18 protein-coding genes are annotated in these 21,880 nt (G+C 62.4%); 11 read left to right on the forward strand and 7 right to left on the reverse strand.

Translation table 11 applies throughout. The features are described from left to right. Positions 1-47 precede the first annotated feature (47 nt). Positions 48-503, reverse strand: a complete 456-nt coding sequence (locus SJ05684_RS30515) for a heavy-metal-associated domain-containing protein (protein ID WP_244426702.1) — start codon at positions 501-503, stop codon at positions 48-50. On the opposite strand from SJ05684_RS30515, the gene SJ05684_RS21495 reads away from it, so the two are divergent. The 10 genes from SJ05684_RS21495 (at position 481) to SJ05684_RS21540 (ending at position 13,358) form a co-directional block, all read left to right on the forward strand. Next, a complete protein-coding gene (locus SJ05684_RS21495) occupies positions 481-3,009 on the forward strand; it encodes a heavy metal translocating P-type ATPase (RefSeq protein WP_085939138.1) in 2,529 nt (842 codons plus the stop codon). The genes SJ05684_RS30515 and SJ05684_RS21495 overlap by 23 nt on opposite strands. A gap of 25 nt (positions 3,010-3,034) precedes the next feature. Continuing rightward, positions 3,035-4,075, forward strand: coding sequence for a 2Fe-2S iron-sulfur cluster-binding protein (locus SJ05684_RS21500; protein ID WP_095694339.1), 1,041 nt, complete (start codon positions 3,035-3,037; stop codon positions 4,073-4,075). Then, a complete protein-coding gene (gene cueR, locus SJ05684_RS21505; protein WP_034858043.1) occupies positions 4,072-4,545 on the forward strand; it encodes a Cu(I)-responsive transcriptional regulator in 474 nt (157 codons plus the stop codon). The genes SJ05684_RS21500 and cueR overlap by 4 nt, the downstream gene beginning before the upstream one ends. Positions 4,546-4,576: 31 nt before the next feature. Then, positions 4,577-6,073 carry a multicopper oxidase family protein gene (locus SJ05684_RS21510; protein ID WP_034858129.1) on the forward strand — a complete coding sequence of 499 codons (1,497 nt, stop codon included), beginning with the start codon at positions 4,577-4,579 and terminating at the stop codon, positions 6,071-6,073. A gap of 422 nt (positions 6,074-6,495) precedes the next feature. Next, positions 6,496-7,440 carry an ABC transporter permease gene (locus tag SJ05684_RS21515; RefSeq protein ID WP_034858042.1) on the forward strand — a complete coding sequence of 315 codons (945 nt, stop codon included), beginning with the start codon at positions 6,496-6,498 and terminating at the stop codon, positions 7,438-7,440. Continuing rightward, positions 7,430-8,344 carry an ABC transporter permease gene (locus tag SJ05684_RS21520; protein WP_085939137.1) on the forward strand — a complete coding sequence of 305 codons (915 nt, stop codon included), beginning with the start codon at positions 7,430-7,432 and terminating at the stop codon, positions 8,342-8,344. Before SJ05684_RS21515 ends, SJ05684_RS21520 begins: the two co-directional genes overlap by 11 nt. Next, on the forward strand, positions 8,337-9,341 hold the full coding sequence (locus SJ05684_RS21525) for an ABC transporter ATP-binding protein (protein ID WP_083846245.1): 1,005 nt from the start codon (positions 8,337-8,339) through the stop codon (positions 9,339-9,341). Before SJ05684_RS21520 ends, SJ05684_RS21525 begins: the two co-directional genes overlap by 8 nt. Beyond that, entirely contained in the window at positions 9,338-10,393 is a 1,056-nt protein-coding gene (locus tag SJ05684_RS21530) for an ABC transporter ATP-binding protein (protein ID WP_050980150.1), read from the forward strand. Before SJ05684_RS21525 ends, SJ05684_RS21530 begins: the two co-directional genes overlap by 4 nt. Before the next feature lie 106 nt (positions 10,394-10,499). Beyond that, complete coding sequence (locus tag SJ05684_RS21535; protein ID WP_034858038.1) at positions 10,500-11,993, forward strand: ABC transporter substrate-binding protein; 1,494 nt, start codon at positions 10,500-10,502, stop codon at positions 11,991-11,993. 141 nt (positions 11,994-12,134) lie between these two features. Next, on the forward strand, positions 12,135-13,358 hold the full coding sequence (locus tag SJ05684_RS21540; RefSeq protein ID WP_157212001.1) for an MFS transporter: 1,224 nt from the start codon (positions 12,135-12,137) through the stop codon (positions 13,356-13,358). A gap of 220 nt (positions 13,359-13,578) precedes the next feature. On the opposite strand, the gene SJ05684_RS21545 is transcribed toward SJ05684_RS21540, so the two are convergent. Then, positions 13,579-14,901 carry an NAD(P)/FAD-dependent oxidoreductase gene (locus SJ05684_RS21545; RefSeq protein ID WP_034858035.1) on the reverse strand — a complete coding sequence of 441 codons (1,323 nt, stop codon included), beginning with the start codon at positions 14,899-14,901 and terminating at the stop codon, positions 13,579-13,581. 234 nt (positions 14,902-15,135) lie between these two features. Here SJ05684_RS21545 and SJ05684_RS21550 point away from each other — a divergent pair, with 234 nt between their 5' ends. Then, positions 15,136-15,612, forward strand: coding sequence for an Lrp/AsnC family transcriptional regulator (locus tag SJ05684_RS21550; RefSeq protein WP_034858032.1), 477 nt, complete (start codon positions 15,136-15,138; stop codon positions 15,610-15,612). Between the two features lie 228 nt (positions 15,613-15,840). Here SJ05684_RS21550 and SJ05684_RS21555 read toward each other — a convergent pair whose 3' ends face one another. The 5 genes from SJ05684_RS21555 to SJ05684_RS21575 all read right to left on the reverse strand — a co-directional run bounded on the left by SJ05684_RS21555 (position 15,841) and on the right by SJ05684_RS21575 (position 21,782). Next, complete coding sequence (locus tag SJ05684_RS21555; RefSeq protein ID WP_034858031.1) at positions 15,841-17,493, reverse strand: ABC transporter ATP-binding protein; 1,653 nt, start codon at positions 17,491-17,493, stop codon at positions 15,841-15,843. Beyond that, the gene (locus SJ05684_RS21560; RefSeq protein ID WP_034858029.1) at positions 17,493-18,356 is read right to left on the reverse strand and encodes an ABC transporter permease; all 864 of its coding nucleotides are present in this window, start codon (positions 18,354-18,356) and stop codon (positions 17,493-17,495) included. The genes SJ05684_RS21555 and SJ05684_RS21560 overlap by 1 nt, the downstream gene beginning before the upstream one ends. After that, on the reverse strand, positions 18,353-19,303 hold the full coding sequence (locus SJ05684_RS21565; protein WP_034858027.1) for an ABC transporter permease: 951 nt from the start codon (positions 19,301-19,303) through the stop codon (positions 18,353-18,355). The genes SJ05684_RS21560 and SJ05684_RS21565 overlap by 4 nt, the downstream gene beginning before the upstream one ends. A gap of 84 nt (positions 19,304-19,387) precedes the next feature. Further along, complete coding sequence (locus SJ05684_RS21570) at positions 19,388-20,998, reverse strand: ABC transporter substrate-binding protein (protein ID WP_034858025.1); 1,611 nt, start codon at positions 20,996-20,998, stop codon at positions 19,388-19,390. 67 nt (positions 20,999-21,065) lie between these two features. Continuing rightward, positions 21,066-21,782: an HAD-IA family hydrolase gene (locus SJ05684_RS21575; RefSeq protein WP_034858024.1), complete on the reverse strand. Its 717-nt coding sequence runs from the start codon at positions 21,780-21,782 to the stop codon at positions 21,066-21,068. Between the last annotated feature and the right edge of the window lie 98 nt (positions 21,783-21,880).

Here is a 21,880-nt window from a genome sequence, read left to right on the forward strand (position 1 = left end):
CTTGCCCCCGCTGGTCGGGCCAGGCCCTCGCCGAGCAGCTATCGCGTTCAGGCGATCGGACGGGGCTCGTATCCTGCCGCGCGAATGGTCTGTACGGCCACCGCCGCGTCTCCATCAACAGTGACCTCCCTGGCCGCCAGATTGATAGAGATCGCTGTCCCAGGCATTGTCTTCTCGAAGGCTTTACGGATCGTTCCGGCGCAGTGGTCGCAGGTCATTTCCTCCACCTTGAACCGAGCGCCCGAAGCTGTGGTTTCGCAGGCGCGGGCGGCATTATCGTCATGCTGATGTTCTCCGCACATAGGCAATGTTCTCCTTCTGGTTAGCGATAGCAGCATCCTGCAGTTTCCAACGGCTGGAAGGTCAAGCCCCTTTTTGATTTTTTTTGGCGGCCGTCTGATTTCTGTTTTTTCTTGCTTGACTTTCCCATCGTTGGAAGCCGTAGAAACGAGTGCAGTCGCAATTTTCGGAGGAGCGGCCATGAACCTGGCGACTGCGAACATGAACGTTCAAACACCGATCCAAGTCGATGTCGTGGGCATGAGCTGCGCCTCCTGTGTCGGTCGGGTGGAGCGGGCCATCCGGGCCGTCCCGGGCGTAAAGTCCGCTTCGGTCAATCTGGCGACGGAGCGCGCTGAGATCAGCTTCACTGAACCGGTCGCCATCGCAGAGGTCCTCAGCGCGATCCGCAACGCCGGCTATGGCGCCAGAACTGAAAGCGTGGAGCTCGCGGTCGAGGGGGCCACCTGTGCCTCTTGCGTCAGGCGCATCGAGCAGGCGCTGAAACGGGTACCGGGTGTGCTCGATGCCACGATGAACCTTGCCACGGAGAGGGCTCTCGTTAGCGCCGCTGGCGGCATGGTCCGTATTCAGGACCTGCTCGCAGCGATCGAGCAGTCGGGATATAGCGCGCGGCCGGTGGCCGCTGAGAACCCGGAGGACCTACAGGCCGAGGCCCGCGATCGGGAGGCGCGCAGCCTTTCCCGGGCCCTGACACTCGCAGCCGTGCTAACTCTTCCCATCTTCGTCGTAGAAATGGGCTCGCACTTCGTTCCTGCGATTCACGATTTCGTCATGCTCCATATCGGTATGCAGGAGAGCTGGTACCTGCAAATGGTGCTGGCAACCATCGTGCTCTTCGGGCCGGGCTTCCGCTTCTTCCGCAAGGGCGTGCCCGCTCTCCTGCGCGGGGGACCGGACATGAACAGCCTTGTCGCGCTCGGTACCGCGGCTGCCTGGAGCTACTCCGCAGTCGCCACCTTCGCGCCGGCAGTCCTGCCCCGCGGCACTGCGAATGTCTATTATGAGGCAGCTGCAGTCATCGTGACACTTATCCTGCTCGGCCGTTATCTTGAAAACCGGGCAAAGGGCCGCACGTCGGAAGCGATCAAACGCCTCGTCGGCCTTCAGGCCAAGACGGCGAGGGTCGTGCGCGACGGCGAGACGGTCGAGATCTCGCTCGATCAGGTGCAGGTCGGAGACTTCCTGGTCGTGCGGCCAGGCGACAAGGTGCCGGTTGACGGCGAGGTGGTGGAGGGGTCGTCCTATGTCGACGAATCCATGATCACCGGAGAGCCCGTCCCGGTTGCAAAGAGCTCGGGCGCGGGGGTAGTCGGAGGCACGATCAACAAGACCGGCGCCTTCACATTCCGGGCCACAAAGGTGGGTGCCGATACCGTGCTCGCGCAGATCATCCGCATGGTGGAGCAGGCTCAAGGGGCGAAACTGCCGATCCAGGCGCTGGTGGACAAGGTCACGGCATGGTTCGTTCCCGCAGTGATGCTTGCGGCCGCCGCCACCTTCCTCGTCTGGCTTTTCTTTGGTCCGACGCCGGCACTCAGCTTTGCGCTCGTGAACGCGGTGGCCGTGCTCATCATCGCCTGCCCGTGTGCCATGGGTCTCGCCACACCGACCTCCATCATGGTCGGCATGGGCCGTGCGGCCGAAATGGGTCTGTTGTTCCGCAAGGGCGAAGCGCTGCAGACCCTCAAGAGCGCTGATGTGATCGCGATGGACAAGACGGGCACGCTCACAAAGGGCCGGCCCGAACTCACCGACCTCATTCCCGCCGCGGGCTTCGGCCGCGATGAGGTACTCGGGCTGGTGGCTGCGGTCGAGACGCGCTCGGAGCACCCGATCGGCGAAGCCATTGTCGCTGCAGCCAAGCGCGACGAACTCGTTCTTCCGCCGGTGGAAGATTTTGATGCCACTCCCGGGTTCGGCGCCAAGGCGCTGGTAGCGGGACGCAAGGTCCATGTCGGTGCGGACCGGCTGATGGCGAAGCTCGGACTCGATGTGTCGGCATTCGCCGACGAAGTCGGTCGGCTCGGCGACGAGGGCAAGAGCCCGCTATTCGCAGCCGTGGACGGGAAGATTGCCGCGGTGATCGCCGTGTCGGACCCGATCAAGCAGACGACCATCGAGGCGGTCAATCGGTTGCACGAGCTTGGGGTGAAGGTCGCGATGATCACCGGCGATAATCGGAGGACGGCCGAGGCGATCGCGCGCCGGCTGAAGATCGACGAGGTCGTGGCCGAGGTGCTACCCGACGGAAAGGTCCAAGCGCTCGAAAATCTGCGTGCGGGTGGTCGCAAGGTGGCCTTTGTGGGCGACGGCATCAACGATGCGCCAGCCTTGGCGGCCGCCGATGTCGGCATCGCGATCGGCACCGGCACCGATGTGGCCATCGAGAGCGCTGATGTCGTGCTGATGTCCGGCGATCTGCGGGGCGTGCCCAATGCCATCGCCCTCTCAAAGGCGACGATCCGCAATATCAAGGAAAACCTGTTCTGGGCCTTCGCCTACAACACGGTGCTGATCCCGGTAGCGGCCGGCGCGCTGTTTCCCGCCTATGGCCTGATGCTCTCGCCAATGATCGCAGCCGGTGCCATGGCGCTGTCCAGTGTGTTCGTTCTGGGAAATGCGCTGCGGCTCAAGCGTTTCCGGGCTCCGATGAAATTCGATGCGGTGCGGGCTGACGGGAACGGTCGCCTGGCTGCGGCGGAATAGCGACGGGTCGGCAGGAGGTATTGCAATGGCAAAGTCGGTTCAAATCCGCCAGATGGGCCGGGAGATATCGGTAGCGGAGGAACGCACCATCCTGCAAGCAGCCCTGGAGCACGGCATTGCCTACCCCCATGGCTGTCGCTCGGGTCGCTGCGGTTCCTGCAAGTCACGATTGATCGAAGGTGAGGTCGACTTGTTGCCGCATACGCCTTTTGCCCTGACACCCGAAGAGCGCGATATGGGGCTTATCCTGGCGTGCCGGGCACAACCGAGGACAGATGCGACGGTCGCTTGGCTGGGCAGGGAAGAGGACCGGGCGGATCATCCGGTGCAGGCCTTCAAAGCGAAGGTCATCTCGCTGGATGACGCCACGCATGATATAAAGCGGGTGAGACTTTTGCCGAAAGGCGGCATGCCGCTCGCCTTCAGCGCTGGGCAATATGCGCAGCTTTCCTTTCCGGGCGCACCGATGCGCGACTACTCCATGGCAAACCAGCCGGGCGAAAGAGAACTAGAGTTCCACATACGTCGCATCCCCAATGGCGCGGCGAGCGAGCGGGTCGCCAGCACGTTGGCGGTCGGAGACGAGGTGACGGTACGCGGCCCCTTCGGCAGCGCGTTCCTGCGCCACCGCCATACCGGGCCGATACTGGCCATCGCCGGCGGGTCCGGCATGGCGCCGATCAAGTCTATCGTGGAGACGGCTCTGAACCATGGGTTTCGGCAGCCTATTCACTTGTACTTCGGCGTGCGGCAGGAGCGGGACCTCTATCTCACGGATCACATTCGGACCTTGTGCGAGCATCATCCGAACCTGGCCTTTATCCCGGTGCTTTCGCAGGTCGAGCATTCGGTTCGTTTCCGCACGGGCACAGTGACCCAAGCCATTGCGGAGGATCTGCAGGACCTCGACGGTTGGCAAACCTACATGGCAGGCCCGCCGGCAATGGCCGACAGCGTGACGCCGGTCCTTCTCGATCGTGGACTTCAGCGGGACGAACTTCATCTCGATGTGTTCTTCACCCCTGAGGCGGCGCGGGCGGATCACGAGTTGGAGGATGTGAAATGAACATTGGCGATGTCTCCAAAGAGTCTGGTGTCTCCACCAAGATGATCCGTTATTACGAGCAGATCGGGCTTATCCCGGCAGCGCACAGAACCGACGCGGGCTACCGCATCTATCGCGACAATGATGTGCACAGGCTGCGCTTCATTCGGCGCGCTCGGGATCTCGGCTTTTCCATGGATCAACTCACGCAGCTGATGGCGCTGTGGTCGGATCGCCACCGTGCCAGTGCCGATGTCAAGCGCATCGCGCGCGAGCACATCGCGGAACTAGAGCGGAAGATCCAGGAGTTGCAGGCAATGACCGACGCGCTGAAGCATCTGGCCGAGCATTGTCATGGCGATCAACATCCAGAGTGCCCGATCCTCGAGGATTTGGCGGGCGCGATCGAGGTCGAGGCCAGGCACGCGGACCTGACGCGCTTTGGCGCTGGCGGCGTCGATCCCGTGCGCCGGAAGAAGGAAATCCAGTGAGCGGCCTTTTCGGGAGAGATCAGAAATGAAAATGCCACAGCTTTCACGTCGTCGGTTCCTCACGTCTTTTGCGGCCGCGGGCATCGCAGCTGCCGGTCCGTCATGGCTGATGTCGGCAGGACCCGCCTTCGCCGGGCCGGCAACGCTGCTCAAGGCAGGGCGGAGGACCATTGAGGTGAAGCGCCGCGCGGCCACGGTCTACGGCCTAACGCAGGCTGATGGCACGCACGGGCTGGTCGCGGAGGTCGGCAAGCCGTTCCGAGTACGGCTGGAAAACGGGCTCGACGAGGAGACGCTGATCCATTGGCACGGCCTGACCCCTCCGTGGAAGCAAGACGGCGTTCCGGAAGTCTCGCAGGCACTGCTTTTCCCGGGCGCCGCGCACGACTATGACTTCCCCCTGACCCGGGCCGGCACCAACTGGATGCACTCCCATCACGGCCTGCAGGAGCAGGGCCTTTTGGCCGCGCCGCTCATCGTGCGCGATCCTGCCGACGCTCGGAAAGACGTGCAGGAGGTCGTCGTCCTCTTTCACGATTTCACGTTCCGCGATCCGGCCGAGGTGCTGGCCGGCCTGCAGGGTGGTGGGCAGGCCGACCAGGCACAGACCGCGCCCATGGACCACGGCGAAATGGGCCACGCCGCGATGGGGCATGGTGCTCCGACGCCGGCCGCCGCTGGCGGGCATTCGGGCGGAAGTGATGTTGCCGTCCCCGGGGCTGCGCACCTGAACGATGTCGAATACGACGCCTTCCTCGCCAATGACCGCACGCTTGATGATCCTGAGGTCTTTCGGGTGGAGCGCGGCGGGCGGGTGCGCCTGCGCCTGATCAACGGCGCTGCCGCGACAAACTTCTGGATCGACCTTGGCGGGCTCGAGGGGCGCCTGATCGCCGTCGACGGAATGCCGGTCGAGCCGGTCCGCGGAAAGCGTTTCGAATTCGCCATCGCGCAACGCCTCGATATCGCGCTGGACCTGCCGAAGAACGAAGGCGCGTGGCCGATCTTTGCCATCCGCGAAGGACGACGCGAGCGTACCGGTTTCATACTGGCTACCACGTCCGGCGCCATAGAACGCCTCGGCGGAGAAGCAGCGGAAGCCGCCGCGGCCGTAGGGCTCGCGCTCGAAGGGAAATTACGGGCTGTGCAGCCACTGGCGGGACGCAGAGCCGACCGGGAGCACACGGTCGCTATCACTGAGGCGCCCGGCTATGTCTGGATGCTGAACGGCAAGAGGCACGGCGAAAATGCACCGCTCTCGGTGTCCGAGGGCGAGCGCGTCGAGATCACGTTCCGTGATCACACCACCATGGCACACCCCATGCATCTGCACGGCCATCACTTTCAGGTGGTTGCCATCAATGGCAGGCGGTTCCCGGGCGCGATGCGCGACACAGTCCTCGTGCCGTCGCAGGGTAGCGTGACGGTCGCTTTCGATGCAGTGAACCCAGGCGAGTGGCCTCTGCACTGCCACCATCTCTACCATATGAACGGAGGAATGATGACGACGCTGAAGTATGAATTGTAACGGTATACACTGCAAGACATATCAGAAGACGTCGGAGAATCTGGCGGTACCATGGAATAAATTTGGACTGCTTCAGAGGATTTTGTTGGGACTATATTTACGAGATATTATGTGAATTGTTTTTTGGTAGGAAATTCTGTTTCAATACTTCGAATTAGCACATAGTTCTTCAAGTTTTATATTAGCCTTTAGTAATCGAGGTGACGACCGATTGAAGGGGCATAGGCGAGGGTCCAGCGTGGCCTTCACCAAAAGACCGCAGTCAGCCAGTGAGCCCACCATGCCAGAGGAGGGGCAGGCTCACCGGAACTGGGAACGCTGAGAGAGCGCCTCGGAAAACTGGCTGCGGAGGGGTTCCTTCTTCGCGGTGCACGGTGGCGGCGGGGCAACTCGCGCCCGTTGCGTGAACATGGGAGGACAGCATGTGGACAAGACTGCTCCAACGTCTCTTAATTCTCGGCTTGATGCTCCTCGGCGTCTCGCTCATGGCTTTCCTCGTGCCATATGTGAGCGGTGGCGATCCAGCGCGGACGATCCTGATGTCACGGGTTCGCGACCTTGCTGTCGATCCTGCCGCCGTTGAAGCGATGCGCGTTCATTTGGGTCTCGACCGGCCACTGCCGGTCCAATACGGCGCTTGGCTGTGGCAGGCGGTCCAGGGCGATCTGGGCTATTCGTTCGCAAGCGGCCGGCCCGTTGCCTCCGAGATCGGAGGGGCGCTCGGCGTATCGATCACGTTGGCGCTGACAGCGCTCGGAATTGCGGCGGCCGTCGCCATACCGCTCGGCACCTTGGCGGCAACACGGCCGGGCGGGACGGTCGACAGCGCCACGACGCTGATGGTCCAGACCTTCGTGGCTACCCCGGAATACTGGCTGGCCCCGATGGGCATTCTCGTTTTCGCGCTTTACCTCGGATGGTTGCCGTCGGCCGGCTGGACGAGCTGGAGCTCGCTGGTACTGCCAGCCATGGTGCTGTCGCTGCGACCGATGGCCTACTTCACGCAGGTGACCCGGGCCGCCATGATGGATGTGCTGCAGGCTCCCTACATCACTGCAGCGCGCAGCCGCGGCCTCAGCATGCGCCAAACGGTCATGCACCACGGCCTGCGCAACGGCTCGTTGCCCATCGTCACCTTCTTTGCACTGTGGCTGGCCGGACTCCTCGGCGGCTCGGTCGTGATTGAGGTCATCTTCGCCATCCCCGGCATGGGGCGGCTGCTCTATGAGGCTGTCATCAATCGCGACGTCCCGATGCTGCAAGGCGGTTTCGTGTCCATCGTGGCGCTGTCGATCCTGATCAACACAATCGCCGACATGCTCTATGTCGTGCTCAACCCGGCAGTGAGGTCCGGTCATGCGCATTGACAACACTTCACAAGGTGTGTCTGCCAGTTCGCTTCTGCCGATGCGGCTCAGGTATCCGGCCGCACTGCGGCTGTGGCAGTTCCTCCGCGGGCGCCATTGGACGTTCCGCACAGGGATCGTGATCCTGGTGGCGCTCGTGATAACGCTCATCCTGGCGCCGTGGATCGCTCCTTATGATCCGGCCGTGCAGAACCTGATTGCACGGCTGTCGCCGCCGAGTGCGGAGCACTGGCTGGGGACGGATCATCTCGGGCGCGACCTCTTCAGCCGCCTCCTTGTTGGCGGTCGCTTCACCGTAACCATCGCCATGGTCACAGTTTTGCTGTCCTTTGCCATCGGCACGCTGATCGGCGTCGTCGCCGGACGCGTCCAAGGCAGTCTGCTCGATGAGATATCAATGCGCATCATCGACGTTCTGATCTCGATCCCGGACGTCGTGGTGGCAATCTTCCTGGTTGCCATTTTCGGCCCCGGCTATGCGACGCTGATCGCCTCTCTCACGGTTATCGGCTGGACACCGTTTGCGCGGCTAGCCCGCGGGCTGACCCTGGCGGTCAATGCTCAGGGTTATATTCGGGCGGCGGAGGTGCTGGGATGCAGCCGGTCCTTCATCATCCTCCGCCACGTCATTCCGAACATCATCCGTCCGATCGCGGCGGTCAGCTTCCTGCGTTTCGGCCACAAGCTGATCACGGTTGGAGCGCTCTCCTTCCTCGGGCTCGGCGTACAGCCGCCAGCGGCCGACTGGGCACTGATGCTCGCCGATGCACAGCCCTATGTGGAGCGGCTGCCGATCTTGATGATCGCGCCGGGCCTGGCGATCTTCGTGGCCGCGCTCAGCGTCACCTGGATCGGGCACGGGCTGGAGATCGAAGCCAGAGATGGAGACTCAGGCGATGAATAAAAGTAACGAACCGTTGCTGGTGATCGAGGATCTCAAGGTCGCCTTTCCGGGCCAATCGGCGCCGGTGATCGACGGGCTCAGCCTGACGCTCGACCGTGGCGAGGTTCTGGCGCTGGTCGGTGAATCGGGCTCGGGCAAGAGCATGACGGCGCTGTCGCTCATGCGGCTGCTGCCAGCTGGCGGCGCGATTACCGGTGGGCGCATCCGCTTCGACGGCGAGGACGTCCTGTCGCTGGCGGACCGGCAGATGAATCGGTTGCGCGGCGGGCGCATGGCGATGCTGTTCCAGCAGCCACAGGCGATGCTCGATCCGACCTCGCGGGTCGGCGCCCAGATCGCCGAACCGCTGCGGCTGCATCGTGGCCTCGGGCACCGGGCGGCCATGAGTCGGGTGCTCGACCTCCTGCGCGACGTCGGAATCCCTGACCCGGCGGTGCGGGCGCGGTGCTTTTCGCACGAGCTCTCCGGCGGGATGGCGCAACGCGTCATGATGGCGGCAGCACTGAGCGGGGATCCGGATATGCTGATCGCGGACGAGCCGACGACCGCGCTCGACGTCACCGTGCAGGCCCAGATCCTGCGGCTGATCGACGAGGAGAGACGCAAGCGCAACCTGGCGACGCTGCTCATCACCCACGACCTCGCGGTTGTCGCCGCGCTCGCCGACCGGGTCGCGGTGATGTATGCCGGGCGGATCGTCGAGGAGGGACCGGCGAAGGCGGTGCTCCAGTCGCCGCAACACCCCTATACGCAGGCGCTAATGCGCTGCTCATTGCTTGTTCCCGATCCGAAAGGGCAATTGCTGTCGATCCCCGGCTCTGGGACACATGCACGAGAACTGACCTGCGGCTGCCGCTTCCATCCGCGTTGCAGTGCGGCGTCGCAGCACGGCCTCACCGGCCGCTGCATGCGGTCAGAGCCGGCGCTCAAACCTGATCCGGATGGCCATGTGACGCGCTGCTGGGCCGTCGAAGCCGAGAAGGAGACGGCCGCATGAACAGCTACACGCTTTGGCAGACCGTTACCAGGGACGCCCAGGCGGACATTCAACCGCCACTGATCGAGGTCGAGCACCTCGCGAAGCATTACTTCCTCAGCCGGTCGTTCTCGATCAAATCGGTCGACGGTGTCTCTTTTGCTATTGGACAAGGCGAAGTGCTTGGCCTTGTCGGCGAGTCGGGCTGCGGCAAAAGTACGATCGCTCGCCTGTTGACACGCCAGACAACGCCGACGAGTGGCCAAGTAAAAATAGCGGGGCATGAGATTGCGGACGTCAGCGGCGAGGATCTGAAGCGCCTTCGCCGCACCGTGCAACTCGTCTTCCAGGACCCGTTCGGGGCGCTCGACCCGCGTATGCGGATCGGCACGAGCATGGAGGCGCCGCTCGCGCAGCACCGCGTCGCAACGCGCGAGGAGCGCCGTGAGAAGGTCATGCGCATGCTCGCGGAAGTCGGCCTGGATGAAAGCTTCTATGAACGTTACCCTAGGCAATGCTCGGGCGGACAATTGCAGCGCGTCGTCATCGGCCGGGCACTGCTCCTCGAGCCGCGGTTCCTGATCTGCGACGAGCCGACATCGGCGCTAGACGCCTCGATGCGCACGCAGATCCTGAACTTGTTGACGGATCTGAAGCGCCGCCACGGCCTGACCATGCTGATGATCTCTCACGATCTCAGGGTGGTGCGCCACATCTGCGACCGCATCGCCGTGATGTATCTGGGCCGGATTGTCGAGGTCGCCGATCGTGATGCGCTCTTCAAGACGCCGCGCCACCCCTACACGAAGGCCCTGATTGCCGCTTCCATGCTCGATCGGACGGGGCTTTATGCGCCGGAGATTCAGTTGCGCGGCGACCTACCGAGCCCCCTCAACCCGCCCCGCGGCTGCCGCTTCCACACCCGCTGCGCCCACGCGCAGGCGAAGTGCTCACAGGCCGAGCCGGAATTCGAGGCGGCGAGCGAAAGCCATCAGGTGCGCTGCCACTTCTGGCGGGAATTGCAGCCTGGAAAGTCACCAGAGGCCGGCCCAGCCCAAAGGAGGGCGAAATGAAGGGAGGTGCGCTGTCATGCCGAATGGCAGCGCATCGCTGTCTGCCCGTCACGTTCGACATGACGTAACAGGTCGATACGAAACAAAATAGGAGGAGGAACAGGAAATGAAGCGATATGCACTTGCGGCGTTATGCGCGACGACATTGTCCGCCAGCGCCATTGCCCAGGAAGACAAAACGCTCACCTATGCCGATTTCCAGCCGGTTCAGACGAATTGGCAGATGGCCAGCGACGATTCTTACCTTGGTAGCCGCGCCGGCTGTTTCGAGACGCTTGTGCGCCTCAATTGGCAACTGCAGCTTGAACCGGGTCTCGCCACGTCGTGGGAGCAGGTCGAACCGACGATATGGGAGTTCACGCTGCGCGATGGCGTACAATTCCAGGACGGTGCGCCTCTGACGGCCGAGGCCGTGACCGGCGCGCTGAATCATCTGCTCGCCGCAGAAATGCCGGCGCGGCCCTTCTCGCCGAAACTGATCAAGTCCGTGGAACCGGTTGGGGAGAAGGTCGTCCGCATCACCACCAATACCCCTTCGGTCCTGCTTCCGGCTCAGCTCGCTGCACCCAACACGACAATCCTGTCGCCGGCCGCCTACCAGGGCGCAACGATCGATCCTGTCGGCCGATGCACCGGCCCCTTCGAGATCGTCGAAGTCAAACCCAAGGAGTATCTGAAATTCAAGCGCAATGACAATTATTGGGGCGGCAAGCCCACGCTCGAGGGAGGCATGGTGGTTTTCATCCCCGATGCCAATACCCGCATGACTCAGGTTCGCAGCGGCGAAGCCGATATCGCGCGTCTGATCCCGCCCCATGGCGTCAAGCAACTGGAAGGGGCGCAGGGGATCGAACTGATACGGCTGAAAACTCCGCGCGTGACCGAATTGCTGCTCAACAACAAGAAGGAACCGCTTAACGATGTCCGCGTTCGCCAGGCCATCCAGGCCGCGATTGACGGCGAGGCGATTGCCGCCAGCGTCTATGAAGGTACGGTGACGGCTGCGGCTTCTGCCTTCTCGCCTGACGATCCATGGGCACCAAAGGGCATCGAGCCGATCTACGACCCCGCGCGAGCGAAGGCGTTGTTGGAGGAGGCCGGCATCCGGCCGGGGCAACTGCAGCTTGAACTTCTGGCCTATACATCAAGAACCGAACTGAAGGACGTTGGTGCCATCATCCAGGCGCAACTTGGTGAGATTGGCATCAAGGTCAATCTGCGCGTGGCCGAGTATACTGCGATCGAACCCCAGATGATGTCCGGCGACTATGACATGGCGCTAATGTCGCGCGGCTATCTAACGGACATTGCCGACCCATTCGGCTTTCTCACGGCGGATTATTCCTGCGGCGGCAGCTACAACATGTCGCATTACTGCTCCGAAGACGTCGATGCACTGATCGAGAAGGCATCCTCGCTCATCGACCCGCAGGCGCGCTACGAGATCTATGCGCAGCTTGCCAAGAAATTCTTCGATGAGGCGGTTACCGTCTATCTGGTGAACGAGACCTCCTTCGACGCTCGCGCCAAGCGCGTGAAGAACTACGAGATGCATCCTCTGGTCTATTACCTGATGACCAAGGATCTTTCCGTCGAATAACTTCATCCTGGGATCGCGCGGGCTTCTGACCTGGGCGATCCCACATCGACGCAATCTCTCCCCGCGCATTTCAGTCCCTGCGTCAGCAGGCGCAGCATGCGCGTGAGCCCGGCGGAATCCAGAAGCTTGCAGGCGCCTCAGATGCTCAGTGTCCTCGCCAACCCGACCTTCCGTGCCGTCTATCTTGCCCAGGTCATTTCACTGATCGGCGCCGGTGTGGCAACGGTTGCCCTTGGGCTCATGGCCTATGAAATCGCAGGCGCAGGCGCGGGGGCGGTGCTCGGCATCGCCCTTGCTCTGAAGACACTGACCACCGTCGGTCTTTCTTCCTTCATCACCGCCGCCCTTGAGAGATTTCCCCGGGGCCGCGTTCTGATCGGTCTCGAACTGACGCGCGCGTCGGTCATGCTCGCTTTCCCGTTCGTCACCGAAATCTGGCAGATCTATCTTCTTATCGTGCTTCTGCACTCGGCCTCCGCGGGGCTCATTCCGAGCCTTCGCGCCGCCATTCCCGATATTCTGCCGAATGAGCGCGATTACACCCGGGCCTTGGCGCTGACCCAGCTCTCCTATGATATGGAGACGGTCGCGAGCCCGCTCATTGCACTCCTCCTGCTGAGCCTGGTTCCAATCAACGGATTGTTCATAGCGACCCTTGGCGGCTTTATCGCTTCAGCGGCCTTGCTGGCATCCGCTTCGATCCCAACGCAGAGATTCGCCTCGCAACTCGGCATCGGTGCCCGGGCGGCCCGGGGCATTCGCCTCTATGTGCGCACGCCGATGCTCAAGGGCCTTCTTGCCCTTACCTTCAGCGCCGCTTGTGCAAGTGCCATGGTGCTGGTCAATACCGTTGTCCTCGTACAGTCCGATCTTGCGCTCGAGTCGCAATTCGCAGTGCTGGCGCTTGCCGTATTCGGCGGCGGCTCGATGACGGCTGCCGTCGCGATCCCAGCTCTGCTCGAGCGCCTTCCCGTCCGCGTCATTATGTTCGCGGGTGCCTGCTTTTGCCTGGGCGGTCTGATAGCCGGCCCGCTGGTCGGCAGCTATGCAGTCCTCCTCGTTTTCTGGTTCGGGCTCGGGGCCGGCTACTCGCTCATTCTCACGCCAGCGGGCCGACTTGTCGCGCGCACGGCTGGAAAGGCCGACAGACCGGTGCTTTTCGCCGCACAGTTCTCCCTGACCCATGCATGCTGGTTTGTCGCCTATCTAACGGCGGGGCTGTCGGGCGCGGCTACCGGCATGTCCACAACCTTCGTTATGCTTGCCGTCATGGCAACGGGCGGGTTTCTCGTCGCAACGCGCGTCTGGCCTGCGGATCGTGCCACCGCGCCGACCGCCGTCAACGCAGATCACGGCGAGGCATGAGCGCCAGTTCCAGTTCCGCACTACTATTGTATTCTCCTACGGCGATGAGGCATGCTGCTGCTCCGCGTTTTACAGCCGCCTGCCGAGCAGAGGCGATGCACAGGCGCCGGGCCCGCAATGGCAAATGGGATCGCGCGGCGACAAGTGATCGGGTGCGGGGTACACAACGCGCTTGATCTGGGCTTGACCGTCCACTCCGGTGGGCGGCTAAACGCTCTCCCTAGAAATCAGCGACCTTGCCCCAGGCGGATTTGCGGAAGCGGTCCGGATGATAAGGGCGGGGGTCGACGATCGGTTCGTCACCGGTGATGATGTCGGCGATTAGATGGCCGGCGCCGGGCCCGATCCCGAAGCCATGGCCGCTGAAGCCGGCGGCAAGGATGAAACCGGGTATGTTGGTCTCCCCGATGCCGGGGACGCCGTCCGGAGTGCTGTCGATATAGCCGGCCCACGCCGCGGTGACATGGGTATTCTTCAAGGGAGGAAGCAGTTCCAGTGCTCGCGCGTGGGTCAGGCGTATCGTGCGTTTGTCCACCGCCGGATCGAGGATCCGCATGCGTTCCATCGGCGTCGGCCGGTCGAGCGGCCAGCGGGCGAGGGTCTCGTGACCGGATCGGATTCCCTCTATGCCGCCGGGTGCAACACTGCGCCACCGGCGAAGGAACATCGGCAAAAATTGCGGTGCGAAGCGCATCTGCTGCGGCGTGGGATCGACGCGGCCGCGGCCGCTGATCGCCAGTGTGTAGCCGCCATCGCCGCGGCGGGTCACCGATACCGCGGCCGTGTGCAGCGCGTCCGGCAGATTTGCAGCGCCCGGGGAGACGGAGAGGATCGACGAGCGGATGGAGGCCTGAGGGAAGCGGATGCCGAGTTGACGGCAGAAGGAGGAGGCCCAGGCACCGCCGGCGAGCACGGCCGTCTTCGTGCGGATGGTGCCGTGTTCGGTTACGACACCGGATAGGCGCCCGCTTTCGAGCTCGATGCCGCGGGCCGCGCAGGATTGATGTATGGTGCCGCCGAGCTTCAGGATCGCTCGCGCGACGGCCGGTGCGGCGTTTGCCGGATCGGCGGTGCCGTCTGTCGGGGAAAAGACGCCGCCCTTCCAGGTCTTCCCGGTCGCGCGACCGCGTTCGCTCGCTTCGGCGCCATCCAGCATGTGGGTAGTGACGCCGACAGTGCGGGCAAAGTCGCGCCAGCGTGCCCAGCCGGCCAGTTCCTCCTCGCTGTCACTCAGATAGAAGAGGCCGCAGCGCCGGAATCCGGTATCCTCGCCGCTCTCTTCCGCGAAACTCTCCCAGAGGTCGAGGCTCTTCGTCGACATTGGCAGTTCGCGGGCGTCGCGGTTCTGCTGTCTGCACCAGCCCCAGTTCCGGCTCGACTGCTCGGCACCGATCCGCCCCTTTTCGACAAGGGCCACCTTCAATCCGCGCCGGGCAAGATAGTAGGCCGTGAAAACACCGACAATTCCGCCGCCAATCACCACCGCATCGGCGGCTGCAGGAAGGGTCGGCGTTGTGTCGACGAGTTTCAGCGGTGCGGGCATTGCATTGTCTCCATTTGCGTCCAGTCTAGCCTTTTCGCGCCTAAGGCGTTGCCGGAGAGATGGACATCCACAGTAGAAAATTCCGTCTTGCAGGGAGGTTGCAGCCCTTTCTGCTTCGGCGCATTGCACGAAACGTAATCGACACGTTCCACCAATATGTTAAGGTCAGTGTCGGAAGTAGAGCAGCATAATGTGCTGCCAGGTTGACCCCTCTCAACAGGCGGAGGCACACGGATGAAGCTCGACCGGATCGATATAAAAATTCTGTACGAGTTGCAGAAGAATGGCCGCATTACCAATGTGGAGCTCGCCGAACTCGTCAACCTGTCACCGAGCCCTTGCCTGATGCGGGTGAAGAAGCTGCAGGCGGAAGGCTATATCGAGGGTTATTCCGCGCAGATCAACGTGGGTAAGCTTGGCCAGACGCTGACGGTTTTTACCGAAATTACGCTGAAGAACCATCGGCAGATCGACTTTGCCCGTTTCCTGGCGGCAATCGAGAAGGTCGACCAGGTCATCGAGTGCCACCTGGTATCGGGCGGCTACGACTATCTGGTGAAATTCGTCACCGCCGGCATCGGCGAATACCAGACGATCATGGAGCGTCTAACCGATATGGATGTCGGCATCGACAAATATTTCAGTTTCGTCGTGCTGAAGTCGCCCATCGTCAAGGCGCACATGCCGCTGACGAGTCTGTTTCGGCTTTAGTTTGGTCTTGCGTCCCCAAATTTCGCTGGGTTGCGCGGGCTGACGCTCGCGATTCGCCCCTCACCCTGAGCCTCTCCGCGCAAGCAGGGCGAGGGGACAAAGCTGCGGCACCCGTGTTTCCCTACCGCAACGTTGCTTACATTGAGTGGGAATCGGCTTCGCCGCGAGTCCCTTCTCCCGCCTGCGGGGAGAAGGTGCCGTCAGGCGAATGAGGGGCGTTTCCGCCTTCTATCGCCGGCAATAGGCTCGCACCAACTCAGGGTCCTGCTCGAGACCATCAAGCCAGGTGGGGTCGAGTTTCGGAACGGAGGAGAAAAGCAGTTGTGAATAGGGGTGCTGTGGTGCCTTGACCGTGGCGGGGGTGATTTCCTCGACCTTCTTTCCACCATACATCACCACAATCTCGTCGCAGATCGCCTCCACTACAGACAGATCGTGGCTGATGAAGATGTATGAGAGGCCGAGTTCGCGCTGCAGTTCCTTAAGCAACTCGATGACCGCGGCGGCAACCACGGTGTCGAGTGCCGAGGTGATCTCGTCGCAGAGGATCAGTTTCGGATCGGCGGCGAGCGCCCTGGCGAAGTTCACGCGCTGCTTCTGGCCGCCGGACAGCTCGCCTGGCCGGCGATGGCGCAGGTTGCGCGGCAGGCGCACCATATCGAGCAGCTCGTCGATGCGGGCGCTGCGCGCCTTGGCGTTCATGCCGTGATAGAAGGTCAGCGGACGGGCAAGAATATCCTCGACGGATTTTGCCGGGTTGAGCGCAGTGTCAGCGTATTGGAAGACGATCTGCATCTCGCGCAACTGCTCCCGGCTGCGTTGGCGGGCGCTTTGGTCGAGCTTCACGCCATCGAAAACGATGTTGCCCGCAGCGGCCGGAAGGATGCCGGCGATGGCGCGGGCGAGCGTCGACTTACCACAGCCGGATTCGCCGATAATGCCAAGATTGCGGCCCTTCTCGACCTTGAGGCTGACATTTTCGACCGCACGGACGAGCGGCAAACCGTCAGCCTGGGTCTGTCCATAGCCTGCAACAAGGCCCTCGATCTCAAGAAGCAGCGTCGGAGCGGTAGCCGCTTGCGCGGCCTGGCGCCGTTTCGGCTCGAAGGCAGCAAGCAGTTCGCGCGTGTAGGGATGTTTGGCGTTCGTGAGAATTTCTTCGGTGGTGCCGGCTTCCTGGACCTCGCCGCCTTTGAGGACAACGATATGGTCGGCGATCTGGGCAACGACCGCAAGGTCGTGCGAGACGTAGACGCCGCCAATGCCGCCCTGCTTCATGACCGATTTGAAGGCCCGCAACACCTCGATCTGCGTCGTCACGTCGAGCGCCGTCGTCGGCTCGTCGAAGATGACGAGTTTGGGATTGCCGATGAGAGCCATGGCAGCGGAAAGGCGCTGCAATTGTCCGCCGGAGACCTGGTGCGGATATCGGCTGCCGATCGTTTCCGGTTCGGGCAGCGACAAGGCCCGGAAAAGGTCCACCGCGCGGCTGCGCGCCTCCTCCGGCGGCATGAGCCCATGGATGCGGGTGACTTCGATCACCTGGTCCATGATGGTGGCTGCCGGGTTGAAGGCAGCGGCGGCGGATTGCGGTACATAGGAAACCTCTGTGCCGCGGACCTTTGCACGCTGCTTTTCGGATAGAGTGACCATGTCCTTGCCGGCAAGCGATACGCTGCCCCCGGCGATGCGGCAGCCCGGGCGGGCATAGCCCATCAGCGTCAGCGCGATCGTCGTCTTGCCCGAGCCGCTCTCGCCGATCAGAGCAACGATCTCGCCCTCGGCGATGTCGATGCTGACGCCCTTGATGATCTCGACGCGTCGGCCGGAATCGGTGGTGGCTTCGACCTTCAGGTCACGGATTTCTACGAGCTTGGCCATCATTCGCTCCGATCGCGGATCTTCTGGGGCAGGTTGTCGATCAGCAGATTGACGCTGATCGTCAGGCTGGCGATTGCAAATGAGGGTGCCATCACCGCCGGTGCACCGAAGGGCAGGCCCCCGATGTTCTCCCGCACCAATGCGCCCCAGTCGGCATAGGGCGGCTGGACACCGAGGCCGAGGAAGGAGAGGCCAGAGAGCAGGAGTACGATGAAGACAAAGCGGATGCCGAGATCAGCGAGCACAGGGCCAACGATGTTCGGCAGGATTTCCGCGCGGATGAGATAGAGCGTACTCTCGCCGCGGATGCGGGCGACGGTGATGAAATCCATCGTATTGATGTTGACGGCGAGCGCACGGGCGAAGCGATAGGCGCCAGGGATGTAGATCACCGAGAGTGTCAGGATCAGCACGGGAATGGAGGAGCCGACGGCGGCGACCACCACGAGGCCGAAGAGCTTGCTCGGAATCGAGTTGAGGGCGTCGAGGAAGCGGCTGAGCACCGTATCGAGCCAACCGCCGGCGACTGCTGCGATCATGCCGAGGACCACGCCGCTGAAGCAGGCGATCGTGACTGCCGCGAGCGAAATCCCGACCGTGTAGCGGGCGCCCATCAGGATGCGCGAGAGCATGTCGCGGCCCAGATAATCGGACCCGAGCCAGAAATCGGCGCTCATCGGGCCGAAGTAGTCTAGGTCCACGATCTCACCGACGGGATAGGGGATGATCAGCGGTGCGAAAATCGCAACCAAGGCCCAGAAGAAGATGACCGACAGACCGATCATTCCAACAATGTTGAAGCGATAGCCAAACCGGGATCCGGACATCCGCTCGGAAGTGGTCTCAGAAGTGGTCATTGTCATCGGAGCCTCGGATTGGAAAGAATGGCAATGATGTCCGCCGTCGTGATCAGAAGCAGATAGCCAAGGCAGAAGATCATGGCGCAGCTCTGGATCAGCGGCAGGTCGCGGGTCGCCACGGCATCGACCATCAGCTTGGCGATGCCCGGATAATTGAAGATGGTCTCGACGATGATGACGCCGCCGAGCAGATACGAAAGCGAAAGGGCAACCGCATTGACGATCGGCCCGAGCGCATTCGGGAGTGCATGGCGCAGCACGATCCGCGGGCGAGAGGCGCCCTTGAGCAGAGCCATCTCGACATAGGGCGTATTGAGCGTCTCGATCACCGCCGCACGCGTCATCCGAATCATCTGAGCCGAGATGACGAAGGTGAGCGTGATAACGGGCATGGCGTAGATACGCAGCATGTCGGAGAGACTGTGGACATCGTGCGCAAAGGAGAGTGCCGGAAGCCACTTCAGATAGACGGCGAAGACCAATACGGCCGAGGTCGCTATCATGAATTCCGGCACCGAGATGACGCCGATCGTCATTACAGTGACGGTTCGATCGTAGATCGAACCGCGTAGCATCGCGGCGCTGATGCCGAGTGTCAGCGCGATCGGCACCGAGAAAAGCGCGGTGACGCCGGCGAGCTTCAACGTATTGATGAAGCGCCCGCCGATCAGATCGGCAATCGGCATTTCGTTCGCATAGGAGGTGCCGAGGTCGCCCTGGACAAGACCGACGATCCAGCGCAGGAAACGGAAGATTGCCGGCTCGTCGAGATGCATGGCCTTGCGCAGGCCTTCGACGGCCTCCGGCGTGGCAGCCTGTCCGAGCAGGATGGTTGCCGTGTCTCCGGGCAACAGCGTCGTCGCGAAGAAGACGGCAAAGGAGACGATCACCAGAGTGATCAGGGCAATGAGCAATCTGCTCATGACAAGGGAAAGAACCCGGTTGTTCACGCGCGCTCCCTTTCGCATAAAGCTAAATTCGGTAGGGTCGGGAGCTGCAGCGGCGCGGCTGCAGCCCCCGATCCTTTCGCTTCATCAGGCTTCGAGCCAGACATACTCCGCGAAGGCATAGCCCATCTGGCCGCCCAGCGGGTTGGGCTCCAGGCCCTTAAGCTTGGCCGTGAGCGCATCGACGTTGGAGATGTAGGCCGGGATGATGGTCCCGGCTTCGTTGGCGACCATCACCTGCATCTCATGGTAGATCGCCTTGCGCTTCTCCTCGTCGAGCGAGCCGCGTGCCTCGATCAGCATTTTATCGAATTTCTCCGATTTGTATTGGCTCTCGTTCCAGGGTGCTTCGGAAGCGTAGAGCAGCGAGAACAGGATGTCCGGCGTCGGGCGCGGATTGATGTTGCCGAAGTGAACCGGTGCCTTGAGCCAGTAATTGTCCCAATAACCGTCTGCGGGAACGCGCTGGACATCGAGCTTCAAGCCGATCTCGGCCGCGGACGCCTGGATGATCATTGCCATGTCAATGGAGGCGGTGGCCGCTTCGGAAGCAACGACCGGGATCGACTGGCCGAACACGCCGGCCTTCTCGAAGTGGAACTTCGCCTTCTCGGGATCGAAGGCCCGCGGCTTCAACTCGGCATTATGATAGAAGTTGGCCGGCGAGATCGGCTGATCGTTGCCGACTTCACCCAAGCCCCGCAGCGCCGACTTGACGATCTGCTCGCGGTTGACGATGTACTTCATGCCCTCGACGAAGTCGCGCTTGCTGCCGGGTTCCATGTCCAGGCGCATGTTGAGGTTCGTATAGTTGCCGGAGGTGGTCTTCGACAGCACGAAGCCGTCGCCCTGGCTCTCGACGAGGCGCATGGAGCGCGGGTTGATCGTGGCGGCCAGGTGGATGTCGCCGGACAAGAGCGCATTGACGCGCGAGCTATCGTCGCTGATTGCAAAATACTCGAAGGAATCGACGTGCGGGCCGGACTTCCAGTAGTTCGTGTTCTTGACGCCAATCGAGCGCACGCCCGGCTCGAAGAGCTCCCTAACAAAGGCGCCGGTGCCGTTGCCCTTGGAGAAGTCGGTCGTACCGTCGGCGACGATCATGAAGTGATGTAGCGACAGGATGGTCGGCAGGTCGGCGTTCGGGCTGGAAAGGGTAATCTCGACCGTCTGCTTGTCGACCGCCTTGAAGCCGGTCATCTGCGCGGCGATCTTCGCAACCTTGGAGCCGACCGACGGGTCGAGGTGGCGCTTCAGCGAGAAGACGACATCATCTGCGGTGAGCGGCTTGCCGTCATGGAAGGTGATGCCGCTCTTCAGCTTGACCGTCCAGGTCTGGGCGTCACCGGACTCGATCGTTTCGGCAAGCTCCATCTGCGGCGTGCCGGTGTTATCGAGGAAGGTGAGGCGGTTGTAGAAGGAGCAGCAGCGGACGTAATCGGTCGAGAGCGACGCCTTGGCTGGGTCGAGCGTGTCGGCGGTCGAGGACGACCAGCCGGCAGCCTTCAAGGCGCCACCGGCGACCGGCGTTGCGGCAATCGCCTGGCCGGCGCGACCAGCCAGGACGCCGCCGGCCGACATGGCGACGCCGCCCGCGAGCAGCATCTGCAACAGTTCGCGGCGGGTAGCGCCACGTCGGATGGCGCTTTCGACCATGGCGTCGTCGGACCTGGTCCAGTTGGTGATCTTGTCTGTCATGTCATTCCCCTTCTCAGTTGGCGGGCTGCCCTTCTCCTGTGGGCTTGGACCCGATCCGTTGAATGGATCACTTGCGCGCTTCAGCCACGCCATCGGCGAAACTGGCCATGGAAGTGAAGTGATAGTCCGGCTTCGTGAACTCGGCTGGCTCGATGGTGCCACCGTAGCCTTTCTGCGCATGGCGGCGCTCGATCCAGCAATTGGTCATGCCGAGCTCCCGCGAGATGCCGATGTCGTGGTATTGGCTCTGGGCGACGTGCAGGATGTCGTTCTTGGAATTGCCTTCGGACGCGACGAAATCGAACACCTTCTCAAAGAAGGCAGGGTCCGGCTTTTCCGTACCCGTGTCGTCCGCGGTAAAGGCGGCGTAAAACGGGTTGCCGAGTTCGCGTGCGAAATACTCGAAGGCCCAGCGGCGGGCGTTGGTCATGGCGATGAGCCGGTAATCCTTCGCAAGCCGCGCCAGGGCATCGGCGCTGTCCGCAAAGGCATTCCAGTCCTTTGCCGAGTCCCGCAGCCGCTCGCCATAGTGCATTTCTGCCGGCAGGCCGAGCTTCGGCGCGATCTGGAGATAGACCCGCACGAGATCGTCGGGAAAGAGGTCCGCGTCCTCGGAATAGCGGGCGGCGCGATAGAGCGTCAGTGCCTGTTCGCCATCCATATCGACGCCCGCCTCGTCCGCGATTCTGGCGAGACAGTCCTTGATCCCGCACTCGAAGTCGATCAGCGTGCCGACCACGTCGAAGGTCATGTATTTGAATTCCGTAAGGCTCTTCAACTTCATTTCCCAGTTTCGGGCTCACCAGGGAGCGGCTTCATTGAAGAAGAATATTCTGTTCCCGTCGGCGGGGTCTCTGCCCCTTTGCTGGAAAGGCCGCACTT

The organism is Sinorhizobium sojae CCBAU 05684, assembly GCF_002288525.1.
GTDB classification, from domain to species: Bacteria; Pseudomonadota; Alphaproteobacteria; order Rhizobiales; family Rhizobiaceae; genus Sinorhizobium; species Sinorhizobium sojae.

Excerpts from the sequence above, each read along its gene's own strand:
- SJ05684_RS21495 (WP_085939138.1), top strand. The coding sequence starts at position 481 with ATGAACCTGGCGACTGCGAACATGAACGTTCAAACACCGATCCAAGTC.
- SJ05684_RS30515 (WP_244426702.1), bottom strand. The coding sequence starts at position 503 with ATGTTCGCAGTCGCCAGGTTCATGGCCGCTCCTCCGAAAATTGCGACT.
- SJ05684_RS21500 (WP_095694339.1), top strand. The coding sequence starts at position 3,035 with ATGGCAAAGTCGGTTCAAATCCGCCAGATGGGCCGGGAGATATCGGTA.
- cueR (WP_034858043.1), top strand. The coding sequence starts at position 4,072 with ATGAACATTGGCGATGTCTCCAAAGAGTCTGGTGTCTCCACCAAGATG.
- SJ05684_RS21510 (WP_034858129.1), top strand. The coding sequence starts at position 4,577 with ATGCCACAGCTTTCACGTCGTCGGTTCCTCACGTCTTTTGCGGCCGCG.
- SJ05684_RS21515 (WP_034858042.1), top strand. The coding sequence starts at position 6,496 with ATGTGGACAAGACTGCTCCAACGTCTCTTAATTCTCGGCTTGATGCTC.
- SJ05684_RS21520 (WP_085939137.1), top strand. The coding sequence starts at position 7,430 with ATGCGCATTGACAACACTTCACAAGGTGTGTCTGCCAGTTCGCTTCTG.
- SJ05684_RS21525 (WP_083846245.1), top strand. The coding sequence starts at position 8,337 with ATGAATAAAAGTAACGAACCGTTGCTGGTGATCGAGGATCTCAAGGTC.
- SJ05684_RS21530 (WP_050980150.1), top strand. The coding sequence starts at position 9,338 with ATGAACAGCTACACGCTTTGGCAGACCGTTACCAGGGACGCCCAGGCG.
- SJ05684_RS21535 (WP_034858038.1), top strand. The coding sequence starts at position 10,500 with ATGAAGCGATATGCACTTGCGGCGTTATGCGCGACGACATTGTCCGCC.
- SJ05684_RS21540 (WP_157212001.1), top strand. The coding sequence starts at position 12,135 with ATGCTCAGTGTCCTCGCCAACCCGACCTTCCGTGCCGTCTATCTTGCC.
- SJ05684_RS21545 (WP_034858035.1), bottom strand. The coding sequence starts at position 14,901 with ATGCCCGCACCGCTGAAACTCGTCGACACAACGCCGACCCTTCCTGCA.
- SJ05684_RS21550 (WP_034858032.1), top strand. The coding sequence starts at position 15,136 with ATGAAGCTCGACCGGATCGATATAAAAATTCTGTACGAGTTGCAGAAG.
- SJ05684_RS21555 (WP_034858031.1), bottom strand. The coding sequence starts at position 17,493 with ATGGCCAAGCTCGTAGAAATCCGTGACCTGAAGGTCGAAGCCACCACC.
- SJ05684_RS21560 (WP_034858029.1), bottom strand. The coding sequence starts at position 18,356 with ATGACAATGACCACTTCTGAGACCACTTCCGAGCGGATGTCCGGATCC.
- SJ05684_RS21570 (WP_034858025.1), bottom strand. The coding sequence starts at position 20,998 with ATGACAGACAAGATCACCAACTGGACCAGGTCCGACGACGCCATGGTC.
- SJ05684_RS21575 (WP_034858024.1), bottom strand. The coding sequence starts at position 21,782 with ATGAAGTTGAAGAGCCTTACGGAATTCAAATACATGACCTTCGACGTG.